This window comes from Pseudomonas sp. GM30, assembly GCF_000282275.2.
Classification (GTDB): Bacteria; Pseudomonadota; Gammaproteobacteria; order Pseudomonadales; family Pseudomonadaceae; genus Aquipseudomonas.
The window spans coordinates 50,655-63,838 of the sequence record NZ_AKJP02000028.1 but is presented as its reverse complement, the minus strand read 5'-3'; the positions used below and the strand labels follow the sequence as shown (position 1 = coordinate 63,838).

General features: G+C 59.4%; 13 protein-coding genes. 8 read left to right on the top strand and 5 right to left on the bottom strand.

The features are described 5' to 3' along the window. The first annotated feature begins 68 nt into the window (after window positions 1–68). A complete protein-coding gene (locus tag PMI25_RS20050) occupies window positions 69–350 on the top strand; it encodes a DUF3509 domain-containing protein (RefSeq protein ID WP_007967772.1) in 282 nt (93 codons plus the stop codon). A 175-nt stretch (window positions 351–525) separates the two neighbouring features. Here PMI25_RS20050 and PMI25_RS20045 read toward each other — a convergent pair whose 3' ends face one another. Both PMI25_RS20045 and PMI25_RS20040 read right to left on the bottom strand, forming a co-directional pair. Beyond that, the gene (locus tag PMI25_RS20045) at window positions 526–1,485 is read right to left on the bottom strand and encodes a TIGR02285 family protein (protein WP_007967771.1); all 960 of its coding nucleotides are present in this window, start codon (window positions 1,483–1,485) and stop codon (window positions 526–528) included. Then, on the bottom strand, window positions 1,433–2,632 hold the full coding sequence (locus PMI25_RS20040) for a CaiB/BaiF CoA transferase family protein (protein ID WP_007967770.1): 1,200 nt from the start codon (window positions 2,630–2,632) through the stop codon (window positions 1,433–1,435). The genes PMI25_RS20045 and PMI25_RS20040 overlap by 53 nt, the downstream gene beginning before the upstream one ends. 146 nt (window positions 2,633–2,778) lie before the next feature. Between PMI25_RS20040 and PMI25_RS20035 the strand changes: the two genes are divergently transcribed. The 4 genes from PMI25_RS20035 to PMI25_RS20020 all read left to right on the top strand — a co-directional run bounded on the left by PMI25_RS20035 (window position 2,779) and on the right by PMI25_RS20020 (window position 7,178). Next, window positions 2,779–3,321 (top strand): YaeQ family protein, encoded by a 543-nt coding sequence (locus PMI25_RS20035; protein WP_003222001.1) that lies wholly within the window; start codon window positions 2,779–2,781, stop codon window positions 3,319–3,321. 55 nt (window positions 3,322–3,376) lie between these two features. Next, window positions 3,377–5,086, top strand: coding sequence for a single-stranded-DNA-specific exonuclease RecJ (recJ, locus tag PMI25_RS20030; RefSeq protein ID WP_007967769.1), 1,710 nt, complete (start codon window positions 3,377–3,379; stop codon window positions 5,084–5,086). A 363-nt stretch (window positions 5,087–5,449) separates the two neighbouring features. After that, the gene (locus tag PMI25_RS20025) at window positions 5,450–6,556 is read left to right on the top strand and encodes an NADH:flavin oxidoreductase/NADH oxidase (protein ID WP_007967767.1); all 1,107 of its coding nucleotides are present in this window, start codon (window positions 5,450–5,452) and stop codon (window positions 6,554–6,556) included. Between the two features lie 88 nt (window positions 6,557–6,644). After that, complete coding sequence (locus PMI25_RS20020) at window positions 6,645–7,178, top strand: GNAT family N-acetyltransferase (protein WP_007967765.1); 534 nt, start codon at window positions 6,645–6,647, stop codon at window positions 7,176–7,178. 125 nt (window positions 7,179–7,303) lie between these two features. Here the strand turns inward: PMI25_RS20020 and PMI25_RS20015 are convergent, their stop codons facing one another. After that, complete coding sequence (locus PMI25_RS20015) at window positions 7,304–8,932, bottom strand: glucan biosynthesis protein D (protein ID WP_007967763.1); 1,629 nt, start codon at window positions 8,930–8,932, stop codon at window positions 7,304–7,306. A gap of 393 nt (window positions 8,933–9,325) precedes the next feature. Between PMI25_RS20015 and PMI25_RS20010 the strand changes: the two genes are divergently transcribed. Beyond that, entirely contained in the window at window positions 9,326–9,511 is a 186-nt protein-coding gene (locus tag PMI25_RS20010; protein ID WP_003222012.1) for a hypothetical protein, read from the top strand. Between the two features lie 64 nt (window positions 9,512–9,575). Here the strand turns inward: PMI25_RS20010 and PMI25_RS20005 are convergent, their stop codons facing one another. Then, window positions 9,576–10,088, bottom strand: a complete 513-nt coding sequence (locus tag PMI25_RS20005; RefSeq protein ID WP_007967762.1) for a BRO-N domain-containing protein — start codon at window positions 10,086–10,088, stop codon at window positions 9,576–9,578. Between the two features lie 346 nt (window positions 10,089–10,434). Here PMI25_RS20005 and PMI25_RS20000 point away from each other — a divergent pair, with 346 nt between their 5' ends. Further along, window positions 10,435–11,016 (top strand): ComF family protein, encoded by a 582-nt coding sequence (locus PMI25_RS20000; RefSeq protein WP_007967761.1) that lies wholly within the window; start codon window positions 10,435–10,437, stop codon window positions 11,014–11,016. Between the two features lie 5 nt (window positions 11,017–11,021). Beyond that, window positions 11,022–11,579: a hypothetical protein gene (locus tag PMI25_RS19995; RefSeq protein ID WP_007967760.1), complete on the top strand. Its 558-nt coding sequence runs from the start codon at window positions 11,022–11,024 to the stop codon at window positions 11,577–11,579. Between the two features lie 58 nt (window positions 11,580–11,637). On the opposite strand, the gene PMI25_RS19990 is transcribed toward PMI25_RS19995, so the two are convergent. Then, entirely contained in the window at window positions 11,638–13,122 is a 1,485-nt protein-coding gene (locus PMI25_RS19990) for an APC family permease (RefSeq protein ID WP_007967759.1), read from the bottom strand. Window positions 13,123–13,184: the final 62 nt, after the last annotated feature.

The following is a 13,184-nucleotide window of genomic DNA, read 5'->3' as shown; positions in this document are numbered from 1 at the left end:
GGCCGGTGGTCATTTATGGTGAACACGCCCCAGGCACAATGTTTTCGGACTATTGAGTGGAGATCGAGATGGAAAGTATCAGTCTATTGCTCGGTGAGGCTCTGAGCCCGTATCAGGTGACGTTGACTCCGTGTGGCGCCCATGGCGAATGCCTGGTGACGCTCAAGAACAGCAGCGGCGCCCTCGTAGTGGAGCGCGAATTCAATCAGGCGCAGTTGAGCGACAAGCGCCTGCTGACCGATGTGGTCGACGGTTTGCACCGCGACGTCCTGATCGCCGAGGGGCGACTGGAACCCTGTGTGATCGCGGCCTTGCGCAACGCAGCACTCGATAAGCGTGCAGCATTGTGAAGATGAAATATTTTTTGAGGGAACCTTCCTGCGTCCCCGTCAGTCAGACCCCATAACAGCAGGATCAAGCATTGTGCTCCGGTGCTTGTCGCTTGCTGCTACGGGTCTTTATGTAGACCGCGTTTAACCCCGAGTCGTCTCCCCACTTCTCGGGGTTTCTTTTTGCCCGCAGGTTTTATGGCGCGGCCTGTTGCTGGAAAAAATTCCGCGCCTGTTGCAGGTAATCCGTGCGCATTTCGGGGTCCAGCCAGTCGGCGTACGACTGGTTCATTTGCTCATGGGGCAGGGTCCGCAGCAGTTGGTTGATCTCGCTGATCGCCTGACGGCCCTGGGGGGTATCGGAACACCCGACAAAGCCAGACAGATACTTGCCGGTGCCACGAATCGGATAGAACACCAGCTCATCTTCGGCAATTTGCGCCTGATGCGCCTGATAGCGGATCTCCGGCCAGTAACCCAACACTACTTGCAGACGCCCCAGGCGTTGCATTGACAGCAGGCTGCTCAGGGCGTCGTTGCCATAATGCGGCGTCAGCGCACCGTCCGGGGCCTGCTTGAGTAGCGTGTCGAGATACTCGCCGTAACTGCGCTCGGCGACCACTCCGACTTTGGTTTCGCCGTTGGCCAGAAATGCCGTCAGATCGACTTCACCGTCGATCAGGAACGGCGCCAGTACGTTGCGATCTTTCTGACGCACCACCAGACCATTACTGACAGCGCGAAACGCCGGGATAGAGAACGCGATCCATTGCGTGCGCTCCTTGCTCCAGATCAGCGAGGGGTCGCAGGTGAAGGACGGCTCATGCAGCATCTGCATGCCCCGGGCGCGATTGACCCGCATCAGCGTGTGTTCGTATTGCGGCATGCCGGCGATCAGCATCGGCAGCAGTTGATCGATCACGCCCTGGCCCTTTTTCGGGCCTTCGAAGATGGTCAGGGGCGGCAGGTCGCGCAACAGCCAGACCAGCGTGGGTTTCGCTTGCGCCCAGGCGGGCAGGGCGAGCAGAAACAGCAGGCCGAACAGCCGCCACGTCCACCAATGGTGAGCGCGGTTGGCGTCCGATGTCTGCCAATGTTTCAGCTTAAATAGCTCCGTCTGCGCGCAAGCGGGCGATCTGCTGTTCGTCGTAGCCAAGATCGTGCAGTACCTGCGCATTGTGTTCACCGAGTTGCGGCCCGACCCATTCGGAAGTGCCCGGTGTCTCGGAGAGTTTCGGCACGATGCCCGGCATCTTGAAAGGCTTGCCGTCCGGCAGTTGCGCCTGCAGGAACATTTCCCGAGCCAGGTACTGCGGATCGCTGAACATGTCTTCGGCACTGAAGATCCGGCTGGCCGGCACTTCCGCCTGGTTGAGCAAATCGAGCACGCTTTGCAGCGGCAGCGAATTGACCCAGCGGTCGATCACGCCATACAACTCGTCGCGGCGGGTGTCGCGCCCGTCATTGCTCGCCAGTGTCGGGTCGTTGGCCAGATCCTCGCGGCCGATGATCAGCATGAAGCGCTTGAAGATCGCGTCGCCATTGGCGCCGATCTGCACATGTTTGCCATCGGCGCTGGTGTGGATCGATGACGGCGTGATGCCCGGCATGATGTTGCCGGTGCGCTCGCGGATGAAACCGAACACATCGAACTCCGGCACCATGCTTTCCATCATGGCGAAAATCGCCTCGTACAACGCGACATCGACGACTTGGCCGAGACCACCGTTGACCTCACGATGACGCAGCGCCATCAACGCACCGATCACGCCCCACAGCGCGGCAATCGAGTCGCCGATGGAAATCCCGGTGCGCACCGGTGGCCGATCCTCGAAACCGGTGATGTAGCGCAAACCGCCCATGGACTCGCCGACCGCACCGAAGCCCGGTTGATCTTTCATCGGCCCGGTCTGGCCGAAGCCCGAGAGGCGCACCATCACCAGTTTCGGATTCAGCGCGTGCAGGGTTTCCCAGCTCAGCCCGAGTTTTTCCAGCACGCCGGGGCGAAAGTTTTCGATCAGGATGTCGGCTTCGCCCAGCAGTTTTTTCAGGATCGCCAGGCCTTCCGGATGCTTGAGGTTCAGGGTCAGCGACTTCTTGTTGCGTGCCTGAACGAACCACCACAGCGAGGTGCCTTCATACAATTTGCGCCACTTGCGCAGCGGATCACCGCCGTCGGGCGATTCGATCTTGATCACTTCGGCGCCGAACTCGCCGCAAATGCGCGAGGCGAACGGCCCGGCAATCAACGTACCCAATTCAATGACTTTCACACCGCTGAGCGGTTTGTTGGCGAACGGCATACTGAATCCTGTAGGACAAGGCTGAGCGGATACAGCGTTTTAACATAGCCGGCTGTCAGACGCCGCAGGTTGATCGCCATCAATTCGATGATTGCCTACCGCATCGGTTAGACTTGCCGACTTTCCTCGTATCAAGAAGCCCGTCCATGGCCCAGCCGTCTACCACCTACAAATTCGAACTGAACCTCACCGACCTCGACCGCAGCGTCTACGAGAGCGTCAAGCAGACCATCGCCCGTCACCCTTCGGAAACCGAAGAACGCATGACCGTGCGGCTGCTGGCCTACGCCCTCTGGTACAACGAACTGCTGTCGTTCGGCCGTGGTCTGTCGGATGTGGATGAACCTGCACTGTGGGAAAAAAGCCTGGATGACCGCGTTCTGCACTGGATCGAAGTCGGCCAGCCGGACGCCGATCGTCTGACCTGGTGCTCGCGTCGCACCGAACGCACCAGCCTGCTGGCTTATGGCAGCCTGCGTGTGTGGGAAGGCAAAGTCGTACCGGTGGCCAAGAACCTGAAAAACGTCAACATCGCCGCCGTGCCGCAGGAAGTGCTGGAAACCCTGGCCAAGGACATGCCGCGTGTCATCAAGTGGGACGTGATGATCAGCGAAGGCACGATCTTCGTCACCGACGACCGCGGTCAGCACGAAGTCCAACTGGAATGGCTGGCAGGCGAGCGCGGCTGATCCCGCGCCGTCGGCTGATTAATCCCACGTACTCAAGAGAAGTTTCCGTTAGCCCATGCGTATTGATCCTCGCCCGTTGCCTGCCACGCTGCCGTTTCTCGGTGACCTGCCACCTTTGCTGACCCGTTTGTACGCGGCACGGGGTGTGCAGTCCGAGGCGGAGCTGGATAAAAGTCTGGCGCGGCTGATTCCGTTCCAGCAGCTCAAGGGCATCGAGGCGGCGGTGGATCTGCTGGTGACGGCGCTGGAGCAGCGTCAGCGGATTCTGATCGTCGGTGACTTCGACGCCGATGGCGCGACGGCCAGTACGGTCGGCGTGCTCGGCTTGCGTCTGCTGGGCGCGGCGCATGTCGATTATCTGGTGCCGAACCGCTTCGAATACGGCTATGGCCTGACCCCGGAAATCGTCGAAGTCGCCCTGACGCGTGAGCCGCAGTTGCTGATCACCGTCGACAACGGTATCTCCAGCGTCGAAGGTGTGGCGGCCGCCAAGCGCGCAGGGCTGAAAGTCTTGATCACCGACCACCACTTGCCCGGTGATGAACTGCCGCTGGCCGATGCGCTGGTCAATCCGAACCAGCCAGGTTGCGAGTTTCCGAGCAAGGCGCTGGCCGGGGTCGGGGTGATTTTCTACGTGTTGATGGCCTTGCGCGCGCGCCTGCGCAGCCTCGGTTGGTACGAGAGCAAGCCGCAGCCGAATATCGGCGAGTTGCTGGATCTGGTGGCGCTTGGCAGCGTTGCCGACGTGGTGCCGCTGGACGCCAACAACCGGATTCTGGTGCATCAGGGGCTGGAGCGGATTCGCGCCGGGCGTGCACGACCGGGGATCAAGGCAATTCTTGAAGTGGCCAAGCGTGACGCGGCGCGAATCACTTCCACCGACCTTGGATTTATCGTCGGCCCGCGCCTGAACGCGGCGGGGCGCCTGGACGACATGAGCCTCGGGATCGAATGCCTGCTCACCGCCGATGCCAATCTGGCCCGGGAAATGGCTGCGCAACTGGACGGCATGAATCAGGACCGCAAATCCATCGAGCAGGGCATGCAGCGCGAGGCGTTGGCCCAGCTCAAGGACTTGCCGGTGGAATCGATGCCGTTCGGCCTGTGCCTGTTCGATCCCGAATGGCACCAGGGCGTGATCGGCATTCTTGCCTCGCGGATGAAAGAGCGCTATTTCCGCCCGACCATTGCTTTCGCCGATGCCGGTGATGGCCTGCTCAAGGGCTCGGGTCGCTCGGTACAGGGCTTTCACATTCGCGATGCTTTGAGTGTGGTGGCGGCGCAGCATCCGAACCTGATCGCCAAGTACGGTGGTCACGCGATGGCGGCCGGTCTGACCTTGCCGCAAGAGAATTTTCCGTTGTTCGCCGAGGCTTTCGATGCCGAAGTGCGTCGGCAACTTCGTGAAGAAGACCTGACCGGGCGCATGCTCACGGACGGTACGTTGGCGGTCGAGGAGTTCCATCTGGAACTGGCTCGCGCATTGCGTCATGCCGGGCCTTGGGGCCAGCATTTCCCGGAGCCACTGTTCCACGGCGTATTTCAGTTGGTCGAGCAGCGGGTGGTCGGCGAGCGGCATCTCAAAGTGGTGCTGAAAAGCGAGTGCGGTTCGGTGAAGCTCGATGGCATTGCCTTCGGTATCGACCGCGATGTGTGGCCGAACCCGACCATTCAGTGGGTCGAACTTGCCTATAAGCTCGACGTCAACGAGTTTCGGGGCAACGAGACGGTGCAACTGATGATTGCCCACATCGAGCCGCGCTGACCCCCTGCGTGCTTTTGTGGCGAGGGAGCTTGTCGAGTCGTCGCACCGTCCCGCTGGGCTGCGAAGCGGCCCCAGACCCTGCAAACGGGTTGCTACCGGAAAATCACAGTGCAGGGTTTTACGACTGCTGCGCAGCCGAGCGGGAGCAAGCTCCCTCGCCACAGGTTCGGTGGCACTCACAGAAAACGTCTTGAACCCTCCCTCATCCCCGGTTGTCGACTAGGCTCTAAGCACTGCTTGATTGGCCTTGTGACGTCTTGTCGAATTTTTTGCCCGCGGGGGCGGGTACTGCACCTTTTCCTGTCACTCGTCGACTTTTCAAACAGAACCCTGGAGCCTGCCCACTGATTTGAGAGGTGCCCCATGAGTCTGCTGCTCGAACCCTTTACCCTTCGCCAACTGACCCTGCCCAACCGCATCGCCGTCTCACCGATGTGCCAGTACTCCAGCGTCGACGGTCTGGCCAACGACTGGCATCTGGTGCACCTGGGCAGCCGCGCGGTGGGCGGTGCCGGACTGATTTTCACCGAGGCCACGGCAGTCACTGCCGATGGGCGTATCACCGCCGAAGACCTCGGTTTGTGGAACGACGAACAGATCGAACCGCTGCAACGCATCACCCGTTTCATTACCGCCCAGGGCGCTGTCGCCGGGATTCAATTGGCCCATGCCGGGCGCAAGGCCAGCACCCATCGGCCCTGGATCGGCAAACACGGTAGCGTCAAACCGGAGGATGGCGGTTGGGTACCGGTCGGACCCTCGCCAATCGCTTTCGACCCGCAACACACGCAACCGAAACAGCTCGATGAAGCGCAAATCGCTGAAGTCATACAGGCCTTCGTTGCCGCCGCCAAGCGCGCGTTGACCGCGGGTTTCAGTGTGGTCGAGGTGCATGCCGCCCACGGTTATCTGCTGCATCAGTTTCTGTCGCCGCTGAGCAATCAGCGCCGCGATCAATACGGTGGGTCGTTCGAAAATCGTATTCGGCTGGTGTTGCAAGTCACCGAGGCCGTGCGCGAGGTCTGGCCGCAAGAGCTGCCGGTGTTTGTTCGGGTGTCGGCCACTGATTGGGTCGAAGACGGCTGGAACCCGGATGAAACCGTGGAGCTGGCGCGTCGCCTCAAGGCACTGGGAGCGGATCTGATCGACGTCTCCTCCGGGGGGACCGCCGCCAATGCCGAGATTCCCGTGGGGCCGGGTTATCAGACACGCTTTGCCGAACGGGTACGCAAGGAATCAGGCATCGCCACCGGCACCGTCGGCATGATTACCGAGCCGGCGCAGGCCGAGCACATTCTGCGCACCTGTCAGGCCGACATCATCTTCCTCGCCCGCGAGCTGCTGCGTGACCCGTACTGGCCGCTGCATGCCGACGATGATCTGGGTGGGCGCAAAGCGGTGTGGCCGGCGCAGTACCAGCGTGCGACCCATCGTGATCAGCCGATTCACGAGTCTGATCTGCGCGATTGATTTCAGGTCTGGGTAACGTCTATAAACCCGCCATTGAACCGGCGGGTTTTTTCTTGCCTGCCGTTCGCGGATATCAGGGAAGACTGCCATGTTGAGCGAACGAGAACTGAGCGAACACGACTTGCCATTGCTGGCACAGATCGACCGCAGCGAGCTGGTGGAGGAGTGCTATCGGCTGGAATACGGTGAATTGATTCTGTATCCGGTGCATTTCGACATGCGCGGATGGCCCGAAGGCGAAGCTGAGGAAAACGCGCTGGCGCTGGAGACGTGCTTGCGGCGCGGTGGCTGGTTGTACGGGGTTTTCGATGGGCAGGTGCTGGTCGCGGCGGTGGTTGTGGATAACCGGGTTATTCACAATCAGGGGTTGAGCATGCGCCAGTTGAAGTTTCTGCACATCAGCCGTGATTACCGCGGGCGAGGGCTGGGGGCGAAGTTGTTTGCGCTGGCCTGCGAGCAGGGACGGCGATTCGGTGCCCAGGCATTATATGTTTCAGCGACTGAATCGCGTAATACCGTGGAGTTTTATCAGCGTCAGGGTTGCCGGCTGGTTGATCAACCGGATCCGGAGTTATTCGCTCTGGAACCCTGCGATATCCATTTGTATTTGCCGCTGGCCTGACGGACGCCATCGCTGGCAAGCCAGCTCCCACAATGGTCAATGTCGATCACGAAATTTGTGTACGGCACCGAACTTGTGGGAGCTGGCTTGCCAGCGATGAGGCCCGATCAGACGCTAGACAACCTTCAAGGATACTTGCGCTTGTCCGGCGCCGGCGGGAAGTACTGGTACAACCAGGTCTCGCTTAACGTGCGGTCATTGGTGCGGATGAACAAGCGCAGTTCCACCGGGTCGACGCTGTCGCTGGTCGGGTACCAGTCGAACAGGATCCGGTAACCCTTGATGTCATCGAGCACCAGCACGCTGAAGTCCTGCACCTTGCCGTTGGAGCAGGTGACCACCGGTTCGATCCCGGTGCCCTGCGGCAGGCGATCCAGGCCGCCACCGGTGAAGTCCACGGCGAAGCGACGGGCCCAGACCGGCGGGTAATGCTCGCCCGGTGCCCAGCCTTCGACGAAGCCACCCATGCCCGACCGGGTCGCATGCACCCGCGCCAGCGGCGTGCCGACCGGTGGCAGGGCGCTCCAGTAGAGCTTGTAGCCGTAGTTCAACGAGTCGCCGGCGGCCACCGGTTTTTTCGGCGTCCAGAACGCGACGATGTTATCGAGGGTTTCGCCGGTGGTTGGAATTTCCAGCAGATCGATGGAGCCCTCGCCCCACGCGGTGGTCGGTTCGACCCACAGGCTCGGGCGCTTGCTGTACCAGTCGACAGTGTCCTGATAGTTGGCGAATTCGTGGTCGGTCTGCACCAGTCCGAAGCCTTTCGGATCGGTATCGGCGAACGCGTTGAACTGCAGGGTCGCCGGGTTGTTCAGCGGGCGGCAGATCCACTCGCCGTTACCACGCCACATCGCCAGGCGATCGGAGTCGTGGATTTGCGGGTGGATGGTGTCGCACATGCGGCGTTCGTGGGTGCCGCAGCTGAACATGCTGGTCATCGGCGCGATGCCCAGTTGTTCGATGGCGGTACGCGCGTTGATGTGGGCGTCGATCTCCATCACCACGCGCTCGGCCTGGCAATCGATGTCGAAGCGGTAGGCACCGGTGGCGCTCGGCGAGTCGAGCAGGGCGTAGACCACGAAACGGGTGGCGTTCTGCTCCGGAGTCTCGAACCAGAACTTGGTGAAGTCAGGGAATTCTTCGCGCTTTTTCGCGTAGGTGTCGACGGCCAGGCCGCGAGCGGAGAGGCCATATTGGCCAGTGGCATCCACCGCGCGGAAATAGCTGGCGCCGAGGAACGACACCACGTCATGGCGATCCAGCTCCGGCGCCTTGAACAGCTTGAAGCCGGCAAAGCCCAGGTCGCCCTTGAGCTGCTGGGTATCGACCGAGGTGTTCTCGTAGTTGAACAGCGTCGGGCGGAAATGCACTTCGCGGGCCGTGCGGGTCTTGGGATCGACGCTGTACATGCGCACCGGCTGGCGGAAACCCATGCCGACGTGGAAGAACTGTACGTCCAGCTGACCCTTGTTCTCCTTCCACAACGAATGATCGCCGTCGTAGCGGATCGCGTTGAAGTTCTGCGGGGTCATGGTCGCCAGCGTTGGCGGCAGCACCTGTTTAGTGTCCTGATAGGCCGAGCCGGCCAGTTGCTTGGCCTGACGCTTGAGCGCTTCGAAGTCGAAGGCCTGCGCTTCACCATCGGCGGCGCCACCATTGGCCGCCCAGGCACGGGCGGCGAGCAGGCCGGAAGCCGAGAGACCGGTGTAAGCCGCAATGGCCATCGACGCTTTGAGCAAATTCCTGCGGTGCATAAATACAACCTGTCGTGAGCAATCCCGCGCCGTTCCTGGCACGTGCTGGATCAGAGATAACGGTTCGGACAAGCCTTCGGCCAAACGCAACGGACTATAAACAGATGCCGGCTAGCTTAAACGGTTCGCTCGCCGAGCAAAATTCGTTGATACACGGTGACAGAGTGTCAATGAAACAAGACATGTCGGTTAAATGTCTGACGGCACTTTCTGATTTACAGGGCATATCTGCTTTTTTCGACTAATTACTCTAAAAACCGCTTTTCAGCGCCGATTAAATTTCTATTCTATGGGCATGGCCGGCGCGACCGGCAGGGCACAGGCGCTGCTGTAAGGGGCAGGGCGATGTGGTAATCAAGCAATTCTTCGAAGTATCAGAGAAGGACATCGTCCATGGCAAAAATTCAAGGCATCGCCGAAATGCTCGGCATCTTTCCCTGCCTCGGCAGCGGGCGCAGAAGACGTCGATTGAGTTCTGAAGAGCTGAAGCTGGTGGAGCGTTATCGCGAGTTGTCGGAGAGTGACCGGATAGCGATGCGGTATCTGGTGGATGCGATGCGGAGTGTTTCGCGGTTTTAACGCGCGAAATCCTGTGGCGAAGGAGCAAGCTCCCTCGCCACAGGATTTTTGTTGAATGGATTTATTAGCTGCAAGTACCCAATACCGGATACGGCCGCTGGCCGTGCATCAATTCAGGCACATCCCGCCATTTGACCCACGCCTGCTGTTGCCAGTGCAACAGCGGCACGGTAACGCCCGCCCAATGCATCGAACTCAGGCTCGGTTGGTTTTCCACAGGGCTTGATTGGGCTTCGCGCAGCATCGGGATCACTTCATGACTTAGCCATTGGCGCAGGTTGCGGTTTTCCGGGACGAAGTGATGGACGAGCAGGGCGAACAGGCCGGACTCGCTGACCATCGCGCAATCGATGATTTCGCCGTCCCGACGCAGGAGGACATGGCGACGCTGGTCGGGATCGAGTTTCAGGGTGAGGCGTTCGTTCAGGGGGTAACCCATCAAGCGACCGAGATCTTGCACGCAGAACCAGGCTTCGTGGTCTTGCATGAAGGCGTGGAGGAAGCGGTTGTGGCGGGTGAAGGCGGTGGGGGTGAAGAAAGCGGAGCTTTCAGAAGGAATTTGTACGTGGTTAGGCATTTTTCGACTCCAATATTGAGAATAGAGCCGCCACTCAAATGAGTGCGGTCACGCCGTTTTGATATTTATTCCGGCTCCGACACCGGGCCGCTGATTTCGCCGCCGAGAGAAAGCCTATCGGCTAGCCACCTACGACGCCAAGTCGGCTCTATCGATACCTTCTGTAGGAAAGAGGATTTATCGCTGAGGGTCGTATCTGTAGGAAATGCCTGTTTTTGCATTGGCGCCAGCGAGACCGCCCCTCACCAGTGTTTTTTCCGTTATTTGTTTGAATCTTGCGCATCGTTGCAGATGCCGGCCCGTCGTTTCAGGGCTCAAAGGATTGTGACGAATAAAGGAGAATTCAATGAAGGTATCTCTCAAGCAGATCAACGGCCCTTGGGATCAGGGCTGGGTGCTGGACAAACACATGGTAAGTAGTACCTTTCTTGGCAACGATGATCGCGGGCATCCATGCTTCGATAACCAGCGCACCGAGATCGGCGAAGCGACCTACCAGCTCAAATACCAGAAGGATTGGACTCAGGTCGGCCCACTCGCCCAAGCGGTAGCGACAAATGTGTTCCCAAAACTGGATCAGGTCGGATTTGTAGTACCTATGCCTGCTTCAAATATTCGTCAGCGACAACCGGTAACCGAGGTTGCCCTGGCGTTGGGACAAATTACTGGGCTGCCGGTTTTCTCTGATTTGCTTCGGAAAGCGGCCACTGGAAAATCGCTCAAGGATTTGCACTCCAAAGCAGACAAGGTTGCTGCGATTGGAGACAGTTTCAGCGTCAATGACGAAATCACCACGGATGGGCGCTGGAATGTTTTAGTTGTAGATGATCTGTTTGATAGCGGGGCGTCGATGGACGCGGCCTGCGCTGTTTTGCGTAAATATCCCAAGGTAGGGAAGATTTACGTAGCGGCGCTAACTTGGAAGTGAACTCAATGACGACTGTATTTATTGCTGGCTCTATCAACATCAAGAACCTTGATCCGAAGGTTAAAGAGCGTATCAATAATATCGTTGCGTCCGATTTTGAGGTGGTGGTGGGTGATGCGGGGGGGGCCGACACTTCCATTCAGGAGTATCTGCTGAGTCTTGAGCGATCCAGAACCACGGTGTTCTGCAGCGGTTCGGCACCGAGGAATAACCTTGGGAAATGGCCCGCCAGAACAGTCGACTCCAAACACTCCAAAGGGTCGAGAGCCTTCTTCACCGAAAAAGACGTGGTGATGGCTGAAGCGGCTGATTACGGCTTGATGATCTGGGATGCAAAGAGCACCGGTACGCTCAGCAACGTCATTGAACTGTTATCGAGAAAGAAGAAATCGCTTGTCTTCGTCAACAAGGAAAAGGAATTCAAAGTGGTCGGAGACGTCAGTCAGCTCGAAGAGTTGATTGCATTCATGTCCGATCACGCCAGGCAAAAAGCCAATGAAAAAATCAGGTTGTTCGATCGTATTTCCTTGCTGAAGCACGATCAGGCAGAGCTTTCTTTTTGATGTTTTTTCTCGGCCTTCCTGAACCCCGGCACCTTGTCGGTGCCGGGATGGCAGGTTCTTAGCGACTCACCTTCCACGCATCCCCAGCCGGCGCCTTCCCATGGTCATACGGCTTGCCAATCCACATATAAACCAGCCCCAAACCAATCACGATCACCGTGCTCAACACCATCGCATAGTTCACGTACCACGCCGCATCCGGCGTGCGTGGCCAGGCCATGTTGATGATTGCGCCGACGCCGTACACCAGCGCGCCGATGTTCACCGGCCAGCCCCAGGCGCCGAGGGTGAATTTGCCGCTGGGTTTCCAGCCTTTGCTGCGTGCATACAATGCGGCCAGCACGATCATCTGGAACGCGAGGTAGATGCCGATGGCGGCGAAGCTGACGATGGTCGCGACGGCGTCCTGCAGGAAGAATCCGAGGGCGATGATCAGGCCGGGCAGGACACCGGACACGAACAGCGCGGCAACGGGCACCTGAGTTGTAGGAGAAATCTTTTTCAGCAGTCGGCTGCCGACGACCATTTCATCGCGAGCGTAGGAGTACAGCAGACGGCTCGCCGCAGCCTGCAGGCTGATGACGCAGGAGATGAAGGAAATCATCACCACGCCCATTACCACTTTCGAGCCGATCGGGCCGAAGGCGTTGTTGAGGATGGTGGTGACCGGGTCTTTGTCGGTGCCGTTGATCACCGCTTGCATGTCCGGCACGGCGAGGATCAGCGCCAGGCAGGCGAACATCGCCGCGATGCCGCCGATGTAGATGGTCATGCGCATGGCCACCGGGATTTTTGCGCTCGGGTTCGGAGTTTCTTCGGCGACGTCGCCGCAGGCTTCGAAACCGTAGTAGAGGAACATCCCCGCCAGCGAAGCGGTGAGGAACGCCGGCAGGTACGAGCCGTCGACGCGGATGTCGAAGGTATTGAACAGCACGCTCAGCGGTTGGTGGCGCTCGAAGATCAGCAGGTACACGCCGACGATCACCGCGCCGACCAGTTCGCAGAGGAAGCCGAACATGGCAATGCGCGCCAGCACTTTGGTGCCGCTCAGATTGACCAGCGTGGCAAACAACGTCAGCACCAGCGCGATGACGATGTTGGTGTTGTTGCTCGGTTCAAACCCGAGCATCGCCGCCAGATACGGGCCGGCACCGACAGCCACCGCAGCAATGGTCACGCACAGGGCGATGGAGTAGATCCAGCCGACCATCCATGCCCATTTCTTGCCGACCAGACGCCGCGCCCATGGATAAACGCCACCGGAAATCGGGAACTGCGAGACCACTTCGCCGAAGATCAGGCACACCAGCAACTGGCCGCAACCGACCAGCAAGTAAGCCCAGAACATCGGTGGCCCGCCGGCGGCGAGGCACAGGCCGAACAGGGTATAAACCCCTACGACCGGTGACAGATAAGTGAAGCCCAGCGCGAAGTTTTCCCACAGGCTCATGCTGCGGTTGAAGTTGGAGGTGTAGCCGAGTTTGCGCAGTTGTTCGGCATCGCTGTCGGCAACGGCGGCCGAGAGTTCGGGTGAGGCACTCATGTGTTTTGCTCCGGGAAATCGGCAGATTTCGGATGGCCGAGGCCGTGGCGGGGCTTTGTGGG